The sequence below is a fragment of the Sphingobacterium ginsenosidimutans genome (assembly GCF_039536865.1).
GTDB classification, from domain to species: Bacteria; Bacteroidota; Bacteroidia; order Sphingobacteriales; family Sphingobacteriaceae; genus Sphingobacterium; species Sphingobacterium detergens.
Genome location: NZ_BAAAZK010000007.1, coordinates 509691 through 529510 on the forward strand (window position 1 = coordinate 509691; position 19820 = coordinate 529510).

The 19820-nt window shown below is 35.9% G+C and carries 22 protein-coding genes and 1 pseudogene; 21 read left to right on the forward strand and 2 right to left on the reverse strand.

Annotated features, from left to right (window positions below):
• The first annotated feature begins 235 nt into the window (after window positions 1–235).
• From ABFX33_RS14505 to ABFX33_RS14520, 4 genes are all read left to right on the forward strand, one after another.
• Window positions 236–517 (forward strand): hypothetical protein, encoded by a 282-nt coding sequence (locus ABFX33_RS14505; RefSeq protein ID WP_346086591.1) that lies wholly within the window; start codon window positions 236–238, stop codon window positions 515–517.
• Between the two features lie 52 nt (window positions 518–569).
• Window positions 570–926, forward strand: a complete 357-nt coding sequence (locus tag ABFX33_RS14510; RefSeq protein WP_257090458.1) for a hypothetical protein — start codon at window positions 570–572, stop codon at window positions 924–926.
• 592 nt (window positions 927–1518) lie between these two features.
• Complete coding sequence (locus ABFX33_RS14515) at window positions 1519–2082, forward strand: hypothetical protein (protein ID WP_346086592.1); 564 nt, start codon at window positions 1519–1521, stop codon at window positions 2080–2082.
• Between the two features lie 46 nt (window positions 2083–2128).
• Complete coding sequence (locus ABFX33_RS14520; protein WP_346086593.1) at window positions 2129–2692, forward strand: hypothetical protein; 564 nt, start codon at window positions 2129–2131, stop codon at window positions 2690–2692.
• Window positions 2693–2736: 44 nt separating this feature from the next.
• Here ABFX33_RS14520 and ABFX33_RS14525 read toward each other — a convergent pair whose 3' ends face one another.
• Complete coding sequence (locus ABFX33_RS14525) at window positions 2737–3456, reverse strand: hypothetical protein (RefSeq protein ID WP_257090461.1); 720 nt, start codon at window positions 3454–3456, stop codon at window positions 2737–2739.
• A gap of 105 nt (window positions 3457–3561) precedes the next feature.
• Between ABFX33_RS14525 and ABFX33_RS14530 the strand changes: the two genes are divergently transcribed.
• Window positions 3562–3909 (forward strand): hypothetical protein, encoded by a 348-nt coding sequence (locus tag ABFX33_RS14530; RefSeq protein ID WP_346086594.1) that lies wholly within the window; start codon window positions 3562–3564, stop codon window positions 3907–3909.
• Window positions 3910–4183: 274 nt separating this feature from the next.
• Here the strand turns inward: ABFX33_RS14530 and ABFX33_RS14535 are convergent, their stop codons facing one another.
• On the reverse strand, window positions 4184–4750 hold the full coding sequence (locus ABFX33_RS14535; protein WP_346086595.1) for a fasciclin domain-containing protein: 567 nt from the start codon (window positions 4748–4750) through the stop codon (window positions 4184–4186).
• Between the two features lie 292 nt (window positions 4751–5042).
• Here ABFX33_RS14535 and ABFX33_RS14540 point away from each other — a divergent pair, with 292 nt between their 5' ends.
• The 16 genes and pseudogenes from ABFX33_RS14540 to ABFX33_RS14615 all read left to right on the forward strand — a co-directional run bounded on the left by ABFX33_RS14540 (window position 5043) and on the right by ABFX33_RS14615 (window position 19769).
• The gene (locus ABFX33_RS14540) at window positions 5043–5774 is read left to right on the forward strand and encodes a COG4705 family protein (RefSeq protein WP_346086596.1); all 732 of its coding nucleotides are present in this window, start codon (window positions 5043–5045) and stop codon (window positions 5772–5774) included.
• Window positions 5775–6069: 295 nt separating this feature from the next.
• Window positions 6070–6726 (forward strand): CPBP family intramembrane glutamic endopeptidase, encoded by a 657-nt coding sequence (locus ABFX33_RS14545; protein WP_257090464.1) that lies wholly within the window; start codon window positions 6070–6072, stop codon window positions 6724–6726.
• Between the two features lie 282 nt (window positions 6727–7008).
• Entirely contained in the window at window positions 7009–7305 is a 297-nt protein-coding gene (locus ABFX33_RS14550) for a cyclic nucleotide-binding domain-containing protein (RefSeq protein ID WP_346086597.1), read from the forward strand.
• An 80-nt stretch (window positions 7306–7385) separates the two neighbouring features.
• Window positions 7386–7982: an NAD(P)H-dependent oxidoreductase gene (locus ABFX33_RS14555; RefSeq protein ID WP_346086598.1), complete on the forward strand. Its 597-nt coding sequence runs from the start codon at window positions 7386–7388 to the stop codon at window positions 7980–7982.
• A 103-nt stretch (window positions 7983–8085) separates the two neighbouring features.
• Window positions 8086–8466 carry a MauE/DoxX family redox-associated membrane protein gene (locus tag ABFX33_RS14560; protein WP_346086599.1) on the forward strand — a complete coding sequence of 127 codons (381 nt, stop codon included), beginning with the start codon at window positions 8086–8088 and terminating at the stop codon, window positions 8464–8466.
• Window positions 8467–8608: 142 nt separating this feature from the next.
• Window positions 8609–9343, forward strand: a complete 735-nt coding sequence (locus tag ABFX33_RS14565; RefSeq protein ID WP_346086600.1) for a DUF6597 domain-containing transcriptional factor — start codon at window positions 8609–8611, stop codon at window positions 9341–9343.
• A gap of 72 nt (window positions 9344–9415) precedes the next feature.
• Window positions 9416–9949 carry a dihydrofolate reductase family protein gene (locus ABFX33_RS14570; RefSeq protein WP_346086601.1) on the forward strand — a complete coding sequence of 178 codons (534 nt, stop codon included), beginning with the start codon at window positions 9416–9418 and terminating at the stop codon, window positions 9947–9949.
• A 663-nt stretch (window positions 9950–10612) separates the two neighbouring features.
• Window positions 10613–11389, forward strand: a complete 777-nt coding sequence (locus tag ABFX33_RS14575) for a hypothetical protein (protein WP_346086602.1) — start codon at window positions 10613–10615, stop codon at window positions 11387–11389.
• A 162-nt stretch (window positions 11390–11551) separates the two neighbouring features.
• Window positions 11552–12247, forward strand: a pseudogene (locus ABFX33_RS14580) (VIT1/CCC1 transporter family protein).
• Window positions 12248–12483: 236 nt separating this feature from the next.
• Window positions 12484–13683 carry an FAD-dependent monooxygenase gene (locus tag ABFX33_RS14585; protein WP_346086603.1) on the forward strand — a complete coding sequence of 400 codons (1200 nt, stop codon included), beginning with the start codon at window positions 12484–12486 and terminating at the stop codon, window positions 13681–13683.
• A 238-nt stretch (window positions 13684–13921) separates the two neighbouring features.
• Window positions 13922–14512 carry a TetR/AcrR family transcriptional regulator gene (locus ABFX33_RS14590; RefSeq protein WP_346086604.1) on the forward strand — a complete coding sequence of 197 codons (591 nt, stop codon included), beginning with the start codon at window positions 13922–13924 and terminating at the stop codon, window positions 14510–14512.
• Between the two features lie 62 nt (window positions 14513–14574).
• Complete coding sequence (locus tag ABFX33_RS14595) at window positions 14575–15666, forward strand: alkene reductase (protein ID WP_346086605.1); 1092 nt, start codon at window positions 14575–14577, stop codon at window positions 15664–15666.
• 46 nt (window positions 15667–15712) lie between these two features.
• Window positions 15713–16441 (forward strand): SDR family oxidoreductase, encoded by a 729-nt coding sequence (locus tag ABFX33_RS14600; protein ID WP_346086606.1) that lies wholly within the window; start codon window positions 15713–15715, stop codon window positions 16439–16441.
• Window positions 16442–16507: 66 nt separating this feature from the next.
• Window positions 16508–17272 (forward strand): SDR family oxidoreductase, encoded by a 765-nt coding sequence (locus ABFX33_RS14605; RefSeq protein ID WP_346086607.1) that lies wholly within the window; start codon window positions 16508–16510, stop codon window positions 17270–17272.
• 2 nt (window positions 17273–17274) lie between these two features.
• A complete protein-coding gene (locus ABFX33_RS14610; protein ID WP_346086608.1) occupies window positions 17275–18273 on the forward strand; it encodes an NADP-dependent oxidoreductase in 999 nt (332 codons plus the stop codon).
• 629 nt (window positions 18274–18902) lie between these two features.
• Complete coding sequence (locus ABFX33_RS14615) at window positions 18903–19769, forward strand: hypothetical protein (protein WP_346086609.1); 867 nt, start codon at window positions 18903–18905, stop codon at window positions 19767–19769.
• The last annotated feature ends 51 nt before the right edge of the window (window positions 19770–19820 follow it).

The following is a 19820-nucleotide window of genomic DNA, read 5'->3' on the forward strand; positions in this document are numbered from 1 at the left end:
TTAGATCGAAAGTCCGGGTGTCTCGGAACTGTGTAGGCTCCGTCAGCTGGAAGAAGAGAACGCCCATGTTGCCGATCTGAGCCTTGACAAACAGATGATCCAGGAAGTATTTTGAAGAAAATCAAAACAAGATATCAACGCTTAAATTGATCGCCACATCTCCGACGCAATTAAAGCGTGGCGCGCTTCAGGGAACTGAGCTATTACCTGATACCAAGGGCTGCGGTGGTTTTCAGTGTTGGACATTGTGGCCGTTTTGACCGATCAGAATGATTATACCAAAACCCGAAACTATTGGAAATACCTCAAAGCCAAGCTTAAAAAGGAAAATAATGAACTGGTTAGTGCCACTACCCAGTTGAAAATTATTGCTCCAGACGGAAAAAAAAGACTGTCTGATATGCTGGATCATGATGGCATAATCGCTCCAGGAAAGACTTTCCCTAGCACCAAAGCAAACCGTTTTATAGAATGGTTTACCTATAGCGACGAAACCATCGACGGTAAAAGAAAGTAGTTCCATCTTATCAATTCAAGATAAAGTAGAAATTGATCCATTTTATTACGATTTGTTAGTACTAACTGAAAAACAGATACTGGAAAAGAGATGGTTTAACCTAATAGAGAGAATTGAAAACAAGGAAATCGAATTTAGTATTGAGTTAATCAAAGAAATTAAAACGCATTTCTGGAAACTATATCCTTTCTTTAGTCACGATTTTTTATTGTTCAGTAATATTATTGGTGTCAAAAATGATAATTTCTATACACCAATAATTTCCTCTTTCAATGGTAATTTTGAAATAAGAAATGAAGTATATGGTAAGAATGTCTTATTTTCTAGTTCAGTAATGAATGAAATTATTCAGAAATTAGATGAGCTTATAAAGTTTAATAATGAAATTTCTAAAAATCCGCTAAAATAAATGCAGATAACATGGACAGTTTTAAATGCTAAAATTGTCCTAGAAGGGGATTACTAATGATAGCGAATCGCCAACGGGTAATACGTATTTCAAATAGTTTATAGGAGGTTCTCGCAATAAATACCTAAATAATAAATTCGTTCCTCTCCTTTGAGGATGCTAAACAAAAAATGGAGGATTTGCAGATAGACTATAATACCTCTAAGCCCATAACAACTTTGTAGATTTAAGATCCGACACACCGATTAATAATGATAAAAATCGACAACATATTGAAACAGAAAGGCTACTAAAGTTTTTGTTTTTAATGTATTTTTCTATAACTGTAAACGATATTTCGAGATATTTGAAAAAACATTATATAACCCATGAAGATTTAGAAACCGGTAGTTCCATTTTGTTGCTTCCGTACATCATTTTACGAAAGGTTGATGATCCAATAAGGACCAGTTTTGGCGTTAAACGCAGGTAAAAATCATTGATAAACAATTAAGATCAAAATCAACCAAAAAAGAACAACATGGGTTATGCTGAAACAATAAAGCTTTTATCTACTACGTAGAGACCCAATTAATCAAAAATAAGTTAAGTTATGAAAAAGATGCTCTTTATTTTAGTCTTGTTAATAACCACGTCGGTTATTTTTCATGCGAACGCACAAACAAAAAATAACAACGATTACGATTTTTTTGATACTGTTGTAAACAACCACAATCAAATCTTTCCGGTTTCAGGTATCCCTTCAGCCATTGAAATGGTGCTAAAGTATTGCAAAGCAGTGGATTTTAATTTCTATGACTTACAACTTAAGTGGCAAAATAAAACGGACGGTTCTTTCCGTGACTTTGACAAAAAGGAATTATACGGAATTACTTTTTCCCAGGAGTTCAATTTGCCACGAGATGAAAGTTTTCCAATGGACAGTCTTTTTCAAACGATAGAAAATGAATTGAAATCGGGTAAAAAGGTAATTATCGCACTTCAGGTGGAAACAGGCTGGTCCATATTTCTCGTATATAAAAAGACTCCGGATGGTGAATTTGTTTCTTATAGCAAACAAGGTAGCCATACAACGATACTTAGAAATACAAAAGAAATTGTAAAAAAGTCTAACGGTACAGAAATCATGACGTACAGCATTCCGCCTCATATGTAGAGAGATGTTAGCATGTCTTGTGCGATAATCAAAAATAATTTAAATTATGAAAAAAGTTCTCTTTAGTTTAGTCGTGATAATATCCACATCTTTTTTTTCTCACGCGGAGGCTCAAACACAAAAAAAGGATGAGTTTGAGTTTTTTGATACTGTCATAAATAACCACAACCAACTTTTTCAAATGTCCTGCATCCCATCTGCTGTCGAAATGGTACTAAAGTATTATAAATTGGTGGACTTTAATTTTTACGACTTACAAAATGAATGGCAGAACAAAGCGGATGGTTCTTTTCGTGATTTTGACAATAAAGAATTATACGGTATTACTTTTTCTCAAAAATTTGTTTTGCCTCGTGATGAAACCTTTCCGATGGACAGCCTTTTTCAAACGATAGAAAATGAATTGAGGTCTGGGAGAAAAGTGATTATCTCACTTCCGGCAGACGGCAACTGGCATATGTTTGTTGTCTGCAAACAAACTCGCGATGGAGACTTTGTATCATATAGCAAACTTGGAAGTCATACATTAATACTTAGAAATACAAAGGAGATTGTGAAAAAGTCTAATGGTACGGAAATCATGACTTATCGCACTCCTCCCGGTATGTAGCCTTTTAATACACTAACAGTAATTTTATTTGATGTCTTTTAACGTCAATAATATTCGTAATAATTGCTTTGAAAATTCTGCACTCTTCTCAATAGGAAATTATCTGTTATTAACAGATTTATGTCATCTACTATTTTGTAAAGCTGTTTGATTTGGCTTGACTTCTGCTGAGGTTCAATTCCCTCATTATTTGCTACTTCATCAGCTACGAGCTGTCTAAGCCCCTGAATATACAGCTGCTTTTGTTTGTTGATATCGTATGTTTTTCGAAGCTCGCTTTTATCTTTGGACATCAGGTAGATCGCATATTCCACTTCCGCAAGCAATCTTTTCTGTTGATGTCCAAAATATGTGCCTCCTTGTTCAATAAAAGCAAATAATTCATTCACTTTAGAAAATAAGCGAAATAATATTTTGCGCTGTGCTGCATATCTCTGTTGGCCATTTACATTCATTAAGAAATAGGCGTAGAGCATACAATAATTGTCCTTTCCAGCCTCACTATTGAACTCGATATCGTGTTGCAGTTGATAGCTTAATGTGGGATTAAGTGTCTCTTCAAATACAAATTCAGGATGAATTCTTAAGATATTGTCAAAATAGTCCTGACTGTAAACTAGCGAGTCGTTTGTCTGAAAATGCAATACGATTAATGAATCTGTTGCTGCTAGTTTTGTGATAGCTTTCGCCCATGACGAGTTTTTATATCCCAACAAAAGCACTATAACAAGACAGATTTGGAATATTTTTACAATTAATTTCATGATATGGCTTTACTAGCTATTGAATTTACAAAAGAGGATTTAAATAGACAAAATATATAACCCAGTAACGATAATTTTAATACCTATTTTGTACCTTGATAGCACATGAATTTGAAACTCCAGATGAAGCCGTTAGAAGAAATTGACATTTTTATTTTTGATACATTAACAGGTATTTTGTTTGATAAAGTACCCGAGTACAAGGAAATTGTTGAAATGGGGGAAGATAGTTTTTTCTCAGATCGTTTAACATACTTATTTATGAACGAATTTGCGACTTATCTTGGCGGCCAGATCATAGCAGACCGGACAAGCTCTTTTGTCGAAAGTTCCTTTGATTATATCAATTATATTGGCAAAGTCACAACTGTGAAATCATCAATATCGTGCATGTTGGTATCCTCGAAATATTATACACGGAGGAGGGAGTTGATCGAGAATGGGTCAAGATGAATCTCAGTGAAAAGCTACAACCTTATTTCAAAGCTTGGTCAAAATATTATAGGTAAGATATTATATTAGAACAGCAATATTTATTGCAACTGTCAGATTAATTCTTGACTACTTCAATTTTACCTAATTGACTTAAAAATAAAACGAGCAATATTTGATATTGCTCGTTTTTTACCATTGTTTCTATTTTCTATTATGCTATCGGATTAAGAAAGAATTGTTAAACTTGTCTCTGTATAACACGTTAAATGATCGAATAGTATGACTGCGATTTCTAGGGCATCAATACCGCATCGATTACATGGATCACCCCATTTGACTGATTGACATCAGCAACTGTTACCTTAGCACTATTACCTTGAGCATCTTTTACATATACATCTTTTCCTTTCATCCAAAAAGTAAGCTCACCGCCCTGGACTGATTTGGCTACATACATTCCATTACCATCTTTAATTGCTTTGCTGATCTGTGCAGTGCTCCATTTTCCGGGGATTACATGATAGGTCAATATAGAGCTTAACTTAGCCTTGTTTTCGGGCAGCATGAGGTTGTTTAGTGCTTCTTTAGGTACTTTGGCAAAAGCGTTGTTCGTAGGAGCCAGTACTGTAAAAGGACCGGGGCCTGCTAAGGTTTCCTCTAAGCCCGCAGCTTTTACCGCAGCTACTAAGGTCGTGTGATCTTTAGAATTGACCGCATTTTCAATAATGTTTTTGGAAGGATACATTGGTGCGCCCCCAACCATGACAGTTTTTTCCTTTGTTTGGGCCTGACTGATGTAAGTACTTCCCAATAATGTTACCGCGGTGGCCGTAATCCATAAAATTGATTTGAGTTTCATGATCTTTATTTTTTTGATTTATGATCTAAAAGTTTTATACGATCATTTACGAACAAATAAAAATTTTGGATTGCATTAATGAACAAAATTTTTTATTTGCAAACTTTACTTTTCTTAAAGTTTGAAGTTCTTCTATACCGATTTCAATTAGCCCATAACATGTGAATTATAAATTCACCAATTTCTTCCTTCATCAGTTTGCACAGATCGAGAGAAAAAACGTTCTAAAATAGCGTTCTAACCAATTCTAACTTTCTTCAAAATTGAACGATAGCTTTGTTTAAAAAAGAAGATGAAGTATCTAAATAAAGTAGCGCCCATCACACTTTTGTTCTGGCTGATGAAAGTGGTGGCTACAACCTTGGGAGAAACTCTGGGTGATTTCATTTCCATGACGCTCAATTACGGCTATATGGCAGGTTTAGCTATTACTTTAGTCATTTTAGTTGTCGCCTTGCTGATCCAGCTCAATGCCAAAGAATACGAGCCTGTAAAGTATTGGTTTGTTATAATAGGTACGACTACTTTAGGTACCGAGATTTCTGACTTTATTGATCGAACCCTACGCATGGGTTATCTGTTTGGAAGTATAATATTAGCGCTCTGTCTGGCGGTCAGTATATTATTTTGGTATAGAACCTATAAAAATTTGGAAGTATATCCAATTGTTGAAAAGAAAAAAGAGCTGCTATTCTGGATAGCTGTACTGTTTTCCAATAGTTTAGGAACTGCATTCGGCGATTTTCTAAGTGACAACTTGGGACTGAGCTATCTACATGGGGCTATGGTAACTGGTAGTATAATCATATTGGTGGTGCTGTTACATTACTTCACCAAACTCAATCAAATCCTATTATTCTGGATTGCTTTTATTTTTACACGACCTTTTGGAGCAACTTTTGGTGATTTCCTTACAAAACCATTTGCAAAAGGTGGCCTCGAATTGAGCACGCTCTATGCATCATTGTGTTCTCTTACTTTAATGACAATAATGATAGCTATAGCTCATAAAAAGAAGGCTTAGACAAGCGAAATTGTTATCTATTTTAGATTAATTATCATCCTAAACGTTAGAGTTTTAATCTGTTTTACCTTCTTCTGAAACCTATAATGGGATTTTAACGCGTTAAGATGGGCAAAAGGAAAATTCTGTCTCGTCGATGAGACTGACCTATCTGGTCGGTCTCATTTTTCTATACAAGATTTATTCATGCAAATGACAATTTAAAAATGCCCTTAAATTGTATAACTTTATTATACCAAATTGTTAGCTTTTCAAAAACTTGTAGACTTAACAAAACATTTCATTTTAGCAGCTTATGGAGGGAAAGATAGTTTCAACAATTGGAAATATTGGATTTGTTGTATTTCTTATTATATTTCCACACTTTGTACCATTACCTTTTTATTCTTATGCTCTTGTTTGTTTAGGAGCAATTTTCCTCATGCTAAGAAAGGAAGGAAAGACCTTTAGGGATATTGGGCTGATAAAGGAAAAATTTACTTCAAGAGCATTTATCTTAGGAGTTGTTACAGCATTAACCTGGGTTGCTTTTATGCAATTCGTATATATTCCGAGTATTAAATACTTTTTTGAAGTTCCAGATTATACGGAATACAATTTTATCAAAAGCAGTATGACTAGGTTGATAATGACAGTATTCGCAGCTATCGTTATCGGAGGATTTTATGAAGAGATCGTATTTCGTGGCTATATACAAAATGTATTTGAGAAAAGGATTTTTAAAGGTTTCAGTCCTTTGATCATTATGTTTTTAACAAGTTTACTTTTTGGTCTTTACCATGTGCAGCAAGATATCTTCGCCGTAATCGCGGCATTCATGGGAGGGCTGTATTGGGTTATTTTGTATAAGAGGTTCGGTAGCCTTTGGATTCCTATAATCTCCCATGCATTATTTGACACTATTACACTTATCCTTATTTATAAAGGTGTATTTGGAAGTATTACATATTGATCTATTGCTGTTAAAGAAATAAATCTACCATGTAGATTTAAAACCGTGATTTTAATGAAGTCAAAAGAAATAAAAGAGGCTCATGCATATGGTTAACAGCTCCTAAGAAAATCCTGATGATGCTTATTTAGGGTATTTTTGGTGATTAGATTGTATTGAAATGCAAAAAAAAATAACACCTCTCCAACATAGGCGGGTTGCTCCTGATTCTCAATGATACATCCGGCATCAATAATTTTTTTGTAATTTTATGGATCATCCGGATTACTATTAATACTGTAAATGACAAGCAGAAAAACAAAAAATATAACCGAGTGGGAAAAGTTCAGCCATCTTTTTAAACGACAGGAAATCCCTGCCAAAACAACACTTAAAAAGGAAATAGAAGACCTTACATTGGATCGACTGCTTTTCTACCAAAAACTCTTTCTTTTGCGTATTAAAGACAAACCGCAAAAGCGATACGAAGAGTTGCTTAAACAACGCCCTGAAGTTTTACAACGTATTCCTCAACATTACATCGCTTCATATTTGGGTATTACACCTGTTTCGTTGAGCCGAATCAGAAATAGGCGGTAAAAACCATTTCTTTACAATTGTTATCGTCCCGTAGATTACACTCTTCTCAATTTTGGATTGTAAAATTAAAACAATAAAAAATGAGAATAGCAATAGTATTTAACCACCCATACGAAGGAAGTTATTGCAATGCAATACTAAATGCAGTGACTAAGGGCCTTCAGAAAGCGCAACATCAAATTGATCTTATCTATCTTGATAAGGATGGCTTCAATCCCGTAATGACATCGGCAGATTTAAAAGGATTTAGGGATAAGAAGCCTGTTGACCCGAAAGTCATAGAATACAAAGAACGACTCGAAAAAGCTGACCATTTGATATTTATATTTCCGATTTGGTGGGAACTGATGCCCGCATTGACAAAAGGATTTATTGACAAAGTTCTTTTTCCAGGAGTAGCGTATGATTATACAAACAAGACAAATACACGAATGAAACCTTTACTTGACAATATTAAGGGCCTTACAATGATTACGACAATGAATACACCAAATTGGTTATATTGGCTGCTTTTTGGCAATGCCATTAAGAAAGCAGTGATAATGGGTACATTTTGGAAAATGGGCTACAAAAATCGTAAGTGGATTAGCTTTAACCAAGTGAAAGCGGTCACACAGGAAAAAAGAGCCACTTGGCTGGTAAACCTTGAAAAGAGATTTGCAAGGTTAAACGGATAGCGCAGAAAAAAAAATCAAAAGCTATAAAATGACAGTAATCCTCTTTTTGGTAAGCCCGTTCTTATTTAGGAACAACGTATGTAAATTATAAAAGTACAGTAAAATGAAAAAATACACATCCCTGTTTTTGAGATTTCCGATAGCGCTTTCAATGCTTGGACACGGTTTGGTTCGTTTACCAAAACTAAATGTTTTCAGTGGTTGGATGGTGGAGTTTATGCAGAAATCATATTTGCCCCAACCATTGATTTTAGGTTTTGGCTACGCACTCCCTTTTATAGAAATTATTATCGGACTGTTATTATTGACTGGCGTTTTTCAACGTTGGGCTTTATACGCAGGTTTAGTATTAATGGCAATATTAATTTTCGGAAGTACAACTATTGAAAACTGGACAGCCATAGACACACAGCTTCTGCACGCCGCGTATTTTGCAGGGTTATTAGTACTCAAAGAACTTTGCGGAAATAAAAAAGCTATGTAAATGATAATGCAGACCATTTGGGTTGTAGAATATGTATTGGTTTGACAACTTCTGCTATCGGATTGATGGAACTAATGGGTTGAGGGTGTCTTTTGAAGATTGGTATACGAATTGGTTGAAAGAGGTTATTTGAAGTTGCCGCATGGAATACAAAAAAGTGAAGCCTTACAAAGAATTAGAACCCTTTATTCATTTTTATTGGGAACTGAAGGGAAACGAATATAAAAGGGGCTGGGAACGAGTTTTCCCGGATGGTTGTGCTGGCATCCTATTGAATTTAGGAAATAAATGTTTGACTGATAATGGTTGTTTCTCCATGGATTATGGGAAAACCTATGTAGTAGGTGCTATGAGAGCTTTCAAAGACAGCCTTATTGATCCCGATACGCATCTTATTGGTGTTTGTTTAAAACCCGCAACTTTTGCTAATTTCTACCATTATGCTTCTCAAAATGAATTGACAAACAACACTGTCGAATTTGAAAAAAACATTGCCTTTGTTGTTGATAAAGTATATGAAAATCCATTTAAATATTTTGATCGTTTTTATTCCGAAAGAATAAAGCCCAAAACAATTCATTTACACACTGTTATTAATGATATACATTCATTCAAGGGAAGAATTAGCGTTTTTGATCTAGCAAAAAGAAATTGTACAACCGTGAGACAACTGGAACGCAATTTCAAAAAGTTTATTGGACTATCGCCAAAAGAATATTCGAACATTATCCGTTTTCAGAATGCATTGTCCTTAATCAGAGATTCAAAGCAAAGCCGTAGCTTGATGGATATCGCTTTTGAATGTGGCTATTATGATCATTCACATCTCAGCCTTGAAATCAGGCGAAATACTGGACTTTTACCATCGTCACTTTAATTTGTCGCATTTTTACAAAATGTCGATAATAGCGTAAACGTAAATTTGCAGAAACTTTAAAACTCAAGACATATGCGAAAAATTTCACTTTTCTTTGCAATGAGCCTGGATGGATATATTGCAAAGCCCAACAATGACTTAAGCTTTTTGAAATTAGTAGAAAAAGAAGGCGAAGACTATGGCTATGCTGAATTTACGTCCCAAATTGATACCATAATTGTTGGCAGAAAAACTTATGACTATATGGTTCGCGAAATCGGATCATCTCACTATGACAATGGACAGCGAGATGTTTATGTCATTACAAGAACCGAGAGGCCACAAGTAGGTAGGACGATTTTTTACACGGGAGATTTAAGCGAATTGTCAGCATACCTAAAATCAGGAGATAGCAAAAATATCTATTGTGATGGCGGAGCAGAAGTAATCAATGAATTATTAAAACATGACTTAATAGACGATTTTGTTATCTCGGTTATTCCGATTCTGCTAGGTAATGGAACAAGGCTTTTTAAAGACGGGAGACCTGAGCAAGCCCTAGAATTCATTACTGCAAAAACATTTGATACCGGATTGACACAGTTGCATTACAAGTGTAAAAAGTAAAAAACAACGAGCTGAGAATATTCATATGTGCTGCAATCAGCGACAACCTGATTGCAGCTATCTGATAGTTTATATATTCCATTTGAGGAAGATTGTCTGCACCATAAAAAACTATGTCTCCATTTCCCTTAATCTAGAAGACCTGATGATAAGGGGGCTGTACACCGCAGGATTAGATATCAACATTATCCAGGCCGAAGAAAACTATATTAAACCTCTTGATACAAAGTTCGTTATTATTTTTTAAATATAAAAAACGCTATTGTTTAACAGCATTAAAAATGATATTTTCCATTTGCCCGATCTTTTCCTGACTATGCTGTACGCACAGTCGAGAAGAAGAGTAGGGAAGGCCGTAGTTAAAAGAACTGATTGTTGTGTCGATAAAGCCCCACTATATATCATATTGATCGTTATATCAGTAACTAATGCATTTTTGCTATATAAGTATTTTTGTCAACAGCAAAAAACATTGATTTAGTAGCGTAGATCAGACTATAATTTTGTCCTGAGTTTTAAAAATATAAAATAGCCTCGTGTCAAAAATTCTATAAATTTGTCTTTTTGAATTTAGTTCTAGATATAATTTTACTCTAAATAATTACTCGCAAGACAGCAAAAGGAATTTTTGTAATTATGAAACTTAATTTAGCGCAGCGCAATATGAAAAAGATATTTCAAATGATTAACGGGATCGCATTGGTAGTAACTATCATCATTAATTACCTCTCCAATACAGGGATATTTAATGGACAAACAATGGCAACGATATCCGCCAAATACCAAAATCTATTTACACCAGCAGGTTATGCATTTTCGATCTGGGCGCTTATTTATTTAGGTCTTCTTGGGTTTGTTGTTTTTTATGGTCCATTTAGCAAGCAAACAATTGAAAAAGACAAGATAATTTCAAAGGTAGGTTGGTGGTTCCTCATTTCCTGTCTCGCAAATAGTCTATGGGTGATCTCCTGGCTTTATGACTATACGTTTACCACTATCTTATTGATGATTTTGCTATTTGTAGCACTGTTAAAGATAATTCATAATACATTAAATGCCATAAACCACTTTACCATAGTAGACCGTATCTTTCTACAAGTACCTTTCCATATTTACGCTGGATGGATTTCTGTTGCGTTAATTGCCAATGTTGCTGCCTATTTAACCAAGATTCGTTGGGATGGTTTTGGATTATCGGATACGGTTTGGACGATTTCTATGTTTACAGTAGCGTTATTAATCCATTTGTTTATGATTTGGAGACGCAATATGCCAACATTCGGCCTGGTAGCAGTTTGGGCTTTAATGGCTATTGCAGTCGCAAATACAAAAAACAATAACCTTGTTTTCTTATCCGCTATTATCGCGGCTGTTATTATCTTTCTAAACGTGGTTACATATTATATCCGATTTAGAAAGGAGAAGGTTGCTTACTCTTGATCTTTTTACTGAAATTTACCGACGTTTTCTAAAATTTTGCTTGTTCAAAAACATTACAATGGAAGCTACACTATGACGATCTTTTGTATTGACTGGAAATTACTTTACCACAAAATCATATAATTTAGTACATTTAATTATCTTTTACTCATACATATAGTTATGCACCTTCCATTAGAAAAGCATTATGTTAATCGTGTGGGTTGGCTTCGTGCTGCGGTATTAGGCGCCAATGATGGACTGTTATCGACTACAAGTATTGTTATTGGAGTTGCGGCCGCTAATCCTGATCGGAATACCATTGTATTGGCTGCATTGGCAGGTTTGATTGCAGGAGCCATGTCTATGGCTGCGGGGGAATACGTTTCAGTAAGCTCGCAGGAAGATACTGAAAAAGCAGATCTATTGCGGGAGCAAAAAGAGCTCAAAGAAATGCCAGAGCTAGAGTTGTAGGAGTTGGCGAAGGTCTATGAGAAGAGAGGAGTAAGTCCGGAGACAGCAAAGCAAGTTGCGCGAGAACTCACCGCGCACGATGCATTAGGGGCTCATGCTCATGATGAATTGGGGATAAATGAAATAACGCAAGCCAAGCCTCTGTTGGCAGCAATAGCATCATTTGGCTCTTTTGCTCTCGGAGCTGTGCTTCCATTTATGGTATCATTATTTGCACCAATTGAGCTGAAGGTCTATTTACAATATGGTTTTACGATTATTTTTTTAATGATTCTTGGGGCAATTTCTGCAAAAACAGGGGGCTCAAATATAGGCGTTGCTGTGGGCAGGATCTGTTTTTGGGGTACCATAGCAATGGGTGTGACTGCATTAATAGGTCATCTTTTTGGAGTAAATATCGCTTAGTTCATTAACTATAAATTCTTTCAGTACTTGTTGCAGTTTCGATTACAGCATTTTTTGTGTTCAGTCTTTCATATGCCGGTATAAAGTACCGAGACTTTATAGTGTGTTTTTACACAAAAAAAGCTTTACTTGCTTTTTCGGATTTTTATAGAACCCGTGTGAAAAATTTGCGTGTATTTTTGAACTACTTTGATCTTTAGGTTGTTTGTCTAATCAAAAGATTGAAAATTATAATTATGAAAGACAAAAAAATATTGGTTTCGGGTGCTAGCATCGCCGGTCCTACAATAGCTTACTGGCTAGACAGGTATGGCTTCGAGGTTACCGTGATAGAGCGTGCAGCAGGCTTGAGACTGGGCGGACAGAATATAGACGTGAAAGGACCAGCAAAAGAAATTGCGCTTAAGATGGGTATTTTAGAAGAGATCCGCGCACATAATACCACTGAGATTGGGCTACGTTTCGTTAATTCCGACAATCATACAATAGCAGAATTTCCATCTGATAGTTCAATGAGCATGACTCAGGAACTTGAGATCCTACGTGGCGATCTGGTTAAGATACTGTACGATCTCACCGCGAAGCGTGTAGAATATATTTTTGGTGATCACATCATTGATTTGATAGAAAGTGAAAATGAGGTCAAGGTGGATTTTGCAAGTGGAAAGAAGGGTATCTTTGACATTGTGGTTATAGCTGAAGGTATCGGTTCTGCAACGCGTGATCTTGCCTTTGGCGGTCGTCCTCGTTTTAACTATTTAGGTTTATATACCGCTTATCTTACTATCCTTCGAAATAATACCGACAGTCGGTGGGCACGTTGGTATAATGCGCCAAAGGGCATTGTATTTATGTTGAGGCCTGATAATTATGGAAAGACAAGGGCTTCGGTAACTTTTCTGGCAAAAGAGAACGCGTATAAAGACCTAAGTGAAGTAGATCAGAAAAGTGCGCTTATTGATCGTATACAAGGTGCAGGCTGGGAATCTGAACGATTAGTTAATGAGATAAAAGAGAGTGAAGATCTTTATTTTGAGAGGGTTAGCCAAGTCAAGACTGATAAATGGACTAAGGGAAGGGTTGTCATTACAGGTGATGCCGCTTGGTGTGCTACACCAATTGCAGGAAAAGGTACAGACCTTGCCGTGGCAGGAGCCTATATTCTTGCTGGAGAGCTTTATAGAGCAGGTAATTATGAAGAGGCTTTCCGTAACTACGAAAAAATAATGAAACCCTACGTTCAAGAGTGTCAAAAGCTGCCTCCGGGTATTCCTCGTATAGTATATCCGGAGTCGAGAGTCGGAGTTGCACTCCTAAATCAATTGATAGCCATTGTTGGAAGCAAACCTGTAAAATGGTTGATGCGCGTTTTTTCAAGAGATAAAAAAGACAATAAGAAGGATAAAAAGAAAGAAATTATATTGCCAGATTACTAACAATGAACACTTAGCCGGAACGAGTTCAGTGTATCCATCTACAATTGACTGAATAAACAGATATAACCGTCATTCATCGGGAAATCGTTTCTTCTAACAAACCAGGTCAGACAGGTTAAATACTTTTTTGGCGGAATTGGCATAATATGTTTAAAATGTCAAAATATACTTTTTAGTATATTTCGTTTGTTTTTAAAATATACTTTTTGGTATATTTGTAGCGTAAATAATAAAACAGATGTTGACAAAAGCAGAAAAAACAAAACAATTTATTCTTGAAACCGCCAGCCCGCTTTACAATGAGAAAGGGATCTCGGGTGTGAGCATTGACGATGTTTTGGAAGCGACCAAGTTAACCAAGGGCTGTCTTTATGGGCATTTCAATGGAAAAGAGGATCTTTCGGAACAGGTTGTAGACTATTCACTAAAAAAAATAACCGAAAGAGTGGCATCCGTTGTATCCAAAGGTAAAACGGCAAAAGAGAAGATCTTTTTATATCTTGATTTTTATAAGAATCCGATCGATACGTATATAGAAGGAGGCTGTCCCATCTTTAACACCGCTGTTGAGGCTGATGATAATTTTCCTTCGATAAAAAAGAAGGTTGCAGCAGTTCTGAATGCTGGTCAGATCGCTCTTTCAAATGTACTGGAAGAAGGAAAAATTAACGGTGAATTTTCAGAAAACCTAAATGCAGAAGTTTTTGCCTTTAAAATGTTTTCGGCGATAGAAGGTGGAATTGTTCTGAGCAGGACGATGGGATCGAGAAAATTGATGCTAGAACTTATCAAGGACCTTAAAAAAGAATTAGAGCAGTATATGCTGTAATTTTTTTTGAAACAAAATAGACTAAAAAGTATATTTTAAATATTAAACTAAAGAATTGAAATATGAGCAACATATTGTTTGAAAGCTACGAGTTTAATGGTAAACGGTTAAATAACAGGGTAGTAATGGCTCCGATGACCAGAGCCCGATCTGCCAACGAGGGTAATGTTGCAACCGAACTGACTGCGATATATTACGCGCAGTGTGCAACAGCCGGACTGATCATTACCGAAGGCACTTTTATCAGTGAGGAGGGTATCGGATTTATCAATGTTCCCGGAATCTATACCGATAATCAGGTTGAAGGCTGGAAATTGGTCACTGATTCTGTTCACGATAAAGGAGGGAAGATCTTTGCCCAGCTCTGGCATACAGGAGCTTATTCGCATCCCGATTTGCATGAGGGCAGATTACCTCTTGCTCCATCCGATTTTAATCCTGGGCAGAAAGCATTTACTTTAGAAGGCTTTAAACCTACCGTTGCTCCTCAGCCGATGACAATTGCAGATATCAAAAGGACAGTTAACGATTTTAAACAAGGAGCTATCAATGCTTTCCGTGCTGGTTTTGACGGGATAGAGCTTCATGGTGCAAACGGCTATCTTTTGCAGCAGTTTTTCAGCAAAAATGCCAATAACAGAACAGATGAATACGGAGGTTCTCCTGAAAATCGCGCAAGAATTCTTTTTGAAATATTAGATGCGATCAGAGAAGTGGCTGACATCAAAAATGTTGGCGTGCGTCTCAATCCATCGTTGAATGGAATAATGGGAATTACTGTAGATGATGAGACCATCGCAACTTACGACTACATTATTAAGCGGTTGAATGATTATGATCTGGCCTATATTCATTTAATAGAGCCTTTCACCGATGTAACGGGTAATAAAAATGCGATTCAGCACGTGGCAAAGCATTTTCGTGAAATTTATAAAGGAACTATTATCATTAACCGTGCTTTCAATAAAGAAACGGCCACACAGGTCTTGGAGGATGGAGATGCGGATCTGGTGTCTTTTGGTGTTCCATTTATTGCTAACCCAGATTTGGTTGAACGTCTTAAAACAGATTCGGCACTCAATATTCCAGATCAGGAAACTTTTTATACCCCCGGAGAAAAAGGATATACAGATTATCCATTTTTAAATAAATAAGAACACAGTTATATACATATAATAATATCAAACAAAATTTGTCAAAATGAAAACAACAGGAAATACTATATTCATTAGCGGCGGAAGCGCAGGAATAGGATTGGCAATTGCCAAAAAATTAAATGAAGCAGGAAATAAAATTATTATAAACGGACGTAATGAGGACCGTCTTCAAAGAGCGTTGACCGAGTTGAAAGATGCCGTTGCCATTCAGGGCGATCTCTCCGTAGAAACAGATAGGATACGAATTGCAGAAGATTTGAAGACAAATCATCATAATGTAAATATCATCATTAATAATGCGGGAGCAGCTTTTGGATATTTACTCAGTGAAACGACCAATGCACACGAAAAAGCAATGATCGAGATGAATACGAACTATTTTGCGATCATTCACTTTACAGAATTAATGATTCCACATTTGTTGGAAAAAGAAGAATCAGCGGTGGTCAATGTTTCGTCTATTGCTGTATATGGAAGTCATAAATTTCTTCCAACCTATGGTGCAACGAAAGCGGCACTACATAGCTATACTACAGCTCTGAGAAAAACTTATGAAGAGCAGCAAAAACTTCAGGTCTATGAGGTCTATCCTCCATTGGTAAACACCGATTTTTCTGCTGAAATAGGTGGGGCGGCAGGAATTGCGCCCAGTGAAGTGGCGGACGAACTGTTTATTGGACTGGAAAACAATTTGTTTGATATTCCTGTTGGAGATACAAAGGTTTACGCAAATGCGATTGGGGAAGCTATGGCAAAATTAGCTCAGGCATAAATACAAGCTGAATCAGTCTTTTGAGAAATTAAAAGATTGGTTCAGTTCTTATTAAATTTTCTCATTATGAATTTGAAAAATAAGGTGATCCTGATAACTGGAGGAGGTTCAGGAATAGGACTGGAAGCTACAAAACAGTTTTTAGCACTCGGAAACAGCGTAATTATTACGGGAAGAAACCAGTCAAAACTGGAAGCCGTAAAAAAGCAATACCCTGAAATAACGATTATTCAATCCGACGCTTCTCAGGAGAAGGATGCAATCGCTCTTTATGAAAAGGTAAGCGAAATGGGGGGTATTGACATCCTGTACAATAATGCAGGTGTTGGGGTTGCTCCGTTAAACCTTGGTATTGCCGACACTAGACATCTGGAAGGTGCTGTTTATGAAATGGAGGTTAATTATTTCGGGATAATCCGCCTGAATAATCTATTTATGGAAATGCTCAAATCCCGTCAAGAGGCAGCAATCATCAATACAACCTCCATTTTGAGCATTGTTCCGTCGGTATTGGAAGCAACGTATTCTGCTTCGAAAACGGCTTTGGCATTTTATACAAAATCATTGCGGTCACATTTGCAGGCAATCCATAGTTCGGTGAAAGTTTTTGAATTGCTTCCACCTTTGGTCGATACCGATATGGTCGCCGATCGGCAGGATAAAAAGATAAGTACGCAACAACTGGTCAAGGGGCTGATTTTAGGTATGAAGAAAGACGTTGAAACGATAAAAGTGGGGGATACAAAGGTTATTTCCCTTCTTAATAGGATTGCGCCTAAGACAGCCTATAATATAATCAATGCTAAAAAAGAGTATATAAAATTGAAATAATCATGAAAGCATTTCTAATTAATAAATATACAAAGGAAGGTCTGCAGCTGACAGATGTTTCTTTACCAAAAATTAAAAACAATGAAGTTTTGGTGGAGATTTATGCAACAGGCTTAAATCTGTTAGATTCGAAAATAAAAACAGGGGAATTCAAACTTATTCTTCCCTACAAAATGCCGCTTATTTTAGGTCACGATCTTGCTGGAATTGTAAAGGAAGTGGGAAATAATGTGAAAAAATACAATGTTGGAGATGAAGTTTATGCTAGGCCGACCGACTTTCATATAGGTACATTTGCAGAATATATAACGGTGAGGGAAGAAGATTTAGCCTTTAAACCAAAGAATCTTTCGATGGAAGAAGCTGCATCGGTTCCTTTGGTCGCACTCACAGCGTGGCAGGCTCTGGTGGAAATTGGTCGGTTAAAAAAAGGACAAAAGGTATTTATTCAGGCAGGTTCGGGAGGAGTAGGTACCATTGCGATCCAGTTGGCGAAACATCTTGGCGCAACTGTTGCGACAACTGCAAGTGCCAAAAGTTTTGATTTCCTGAAAGAAATAGGCGCTGATGTTTTAATTGATTATAAAACACAGGATTTTGAAGCAATACTGAAAGATTATGACCTCGTTTTAAATAGCCAGGATAATAAAACACTTGAAAAATCATTAAATATTTTAAAAGCGGGAGGCAGGGTCATTTCAATTTCCGGTCCACCAACACCTGAGTTTGCTGAAGCTATCCATGCGAATTGGCTGGTGAAGATGGTAACAAGATTTCTGAGTTTCGGGATTAAGAAAAAGGCGAAAAAATTGCGCGTTGATTACACGTTCCTTTTTATGAAGGCAGATGGAAATCAGCTCAATGAAATTACAAAATTGATAGAGTCTGGAATCATTAAGCCTATTATAGACAAAGTATTTCCGTTTGAAGAAACCAACAAAGCTTTGGAATATGTCGAAAATGGAAGAGCGAAAGGAAAAGTTGTGGTCAAAATAAAATGAAAGTAAAGATCATTCTAAACAAGCTTTAGTTTTGCTTCAAGTTATTATAAACAACATGTAAGTACCCCATTTTTCCAAATTTCTGAATCTATCATGGCAAACCTGATTGCCGGTCATTGAGTTTAAAATGTTACGAAATGGCCCAATGGAATCTAAATGATAAACGGATTGCATTTACCTACAAGCATGTTCTTAAAGGCTAAAGATCAGCAATATATCTGATACTCACTGATAGATTTTATTCTGTATGTGGCTTATTTTGCACCGTATAAAGAGATTTATCGTTTTTAAGACAATGTCACAACAGACTTCAGCCGGTTTCATCTTTTCTCTACAAATCGTTGCTCTGCATAATAGGTTTAGTTATTAATCTTGTCCCATTAAGAAGTATTATACCATAATTCTATCCCGATAATTGAAAAATGATAGCGGATAATAAATACAGCTTTACGAATTATAAAATAGCCTTTCATACCAAAAGATCGGTCGTATATTTACATAAGTGAGGTTGGGTCAAGTAAATGAAGTTCGGTAGCGAGCTCGCGCTATTTTAAAAATAGTGAATTAAGCTTTGGTGTACTATTTGGCGAGGCTATATATATATGGGGATAGGTCATAAAAAATACGATATGAGAAAAAAAATAACAGCATTTATGTCAATGTTCTTACTTTGCGTTTTTGCTTTTGGACAAGACACACAGAAAACTAAACCCCAGATAAAAACAGAGGAAATAACCTACCATGGAATAGCGGGGCGGCCTATTAACAGAATCGACATGCAAGGACTGGATCAATATAAAGAGTACAATTTAGATGGTACCGTTTCAAATATCTATATCGTAGAGTTTGACAAAAGCAAGAATAAAAATAATTACAATTTAAATGAAAGATATATCTATGAAAAAGGAAAACTCTGCAAAATAGAACTAATTGGCACAGTTACAGGGGATAAATATGGGGAGATTTTGTTCTCTTATAATGAACAAAAACAATTGACAAAGAAGATTGAAAACCGGTACGAAGGCAATAGGTTAAATCTGAATCAATTTAGCGCATACACGGATTATTTTTATAATGAAAATGACGAAACAGTAAAACGTTATGAATACGACGAAACAAAAAAAGAGTTTTTGTTAGTTTCTATTGTCACTAAAATATATGATCGGAATAAAAATATGATTCAAGAAAAAACTGACAATTTTGATGGCAATATATCAGGGGTTGTTGATATCAGATATGACAATTCAAATAAACCAATCGAGCTAAATTCTTCTTATTTTAAAGAAACAAAAAATTATAAATGCAATTCACATGGCGATATAGAAGAAGAAAAAAGCAGGTCTGAAGAAAGCCCTACCATACAATCGTCAACCTATTCATATATTTATGATAATTATGAAAATTGGGTTGAACAAAAGCAGATTATTAAAAGAAATCCTAAAGACGAATTTGAAGGTGGAATTTTAATAAAAAGGAAGATCGAATATTATGAATAAAACGACCACTAAAAAGTGGTATTTGTTTTTTTTAATGGTTCGATGATTACT

What these genes read in the sequence shown, in the direction of transcription:
- ABFX33_RS14595 (WP_346086605.1), top strand. Translation starts at nt 14,575, where the DNA reads ATGAGCAACATATTGTTTGAAAGCTACGAGTTTAATGGTAAACGGTTA.
- ABFX33_RS14600 (WP_346086606.1), top strand. Translation starts at nt 15,713, where the DNA reads ATGAAAACAACAGGAAATACTATATTCATTAGCGGCGGAAGCGCAGGA.
- ABFX33_RS14610 (WP_346086608.1), top strand. Translation starts at nt 17,275, where the DNA reads ATGAAAGCATTTCTAATTAATAAATATACAAAGGAAGGTCTGCAGCTG.
- ABFX33_RS14540 (WP_346086596.1), top strand. Translation starts at nt 5,043, where the DNA reads ATGAAGTATCTAAATAAAGTAGCGCCCATCACACTTTTGTTCTGGCTG.
- ABFX33_RS14530 (WP_346086594.1), top strand. Translation starts at nt 3,562, where the DNA reads ATGAATTTGAAACTCCAGATGAAGCCGTTAGAAGAAATTGACATTTTT.
- ABFX33_RS14535 (WP_346086595.1), bottom strand. Translation starts at nt 4,750, where the DNA reads ATGAAACTCAAATCAATTTTATGGATTACGGCCACCGCGGTAACATTA.
- ABFX33_RS14585 (WP_346086603.1), top strand. Translation starts at nt 12,484, where the DNA reads ATGAAAGACAAAAAAATATTGGTTTCGGGTGCTAGCATCGCCGGTCCT.
- ABFX33_RS14570 (WP_346086601.1), top strand. Translation starts at nt 9,416, where the DNA reads ATGCGAAAAATTTCACTTTTCTTTGCAATGAGCCTGGATGGATATATT.
- ABFX33_RS14555 (WP_346086598.1), top strand. Translation starts at nt 7,386, where the DNA reads ATGAGAATAGCAATAGTATTTAACCACCCATACGAAGGAAGTTATTGC.
- ABFX33_RS14550 (WP_346086597.1), top strand. Translation starts at nt 7,009, where the DNA reads ATGACAAGCAGAAAAACAAAAAATATAACCGAGTGGGAAAAGTTCAGC.
- ABFX33_RS14560 (WP_346086599.1), top strand. Translation starts at nt 8,086, where the DNA reads ATGAAAAAATACACATCCCTGTTTTTGAGATTTCCGATAGCGCTTTCA.
- ABFX33_RS14515 (WP_346086592.1), top strand. Translation starts at nt 1,519, where the DNA reads ATGAAAAAGATGCTCTTTATTTTAGTCTTGTTAATAACCACGTCGGTT.
- ABFX33_RS14525 (WP_257090461.1), bottom strand. Translation starts at nt 3,456, where the DNA reads ATGAAATTAATTGTAAAAATATTCCAAATCTGTCTTGTTATAGTGCTT.
- ABFX33_RS14520 (WP_346086593.1), top strand. Translation starts at nt 2,129, where the DNA reads ATGAAAAAAGTTCTCTTTAGTTTAGTCGTGATAATATCCACATCTTTT.
- ABFX33_RS14545 (WP_257090464.1), top strand. Translation starts at nt 6,070, where the DNA reads ATGGAGGGAAAGATAGTTTCAACAATTGGAAATATTGGATTTGTTGTA.
- ABFX33_RS14565 (WP_346086600.1), top strand. Translation starts at nt 8,609, where the DNA reads ATGGAATACAAAAAAGTGAAGCCTTACAAAGAATTAGAACCCTTTATT.
- ABFX33_RS14575 (WP_346086602.1), top strand. Translation starts at nt 10,613, where the DNA reads ATGAAAAAGATATTTCAAATGATTAACGGGATCGCATTGGTAGTAACT.
- ABFX33_RS14590 (WP_346086604.1), top strand. Translation starts at nt 13,922, where the DNA reads ATGTTGACAAAAGCAGAAAAAACAAAACAATTTATTCTTGAAACCGCC.
- ABFX33_RS14615 (WP_346086609.1), top strand. Translation starts at nt 18,903, where the DNA reads ATGAGAAAAAAAATAACAGCATTTATGTCAATGTTCTTACTTTGCGTT.
- ABFX33_RS14605 (WP_346086607.1), top strand. Translation starts at nt 16,508, where the DNA reads ATGAATTTGAAAAATAAGGTGATCCTGATAACTGGAGGAGGTTCAGGA.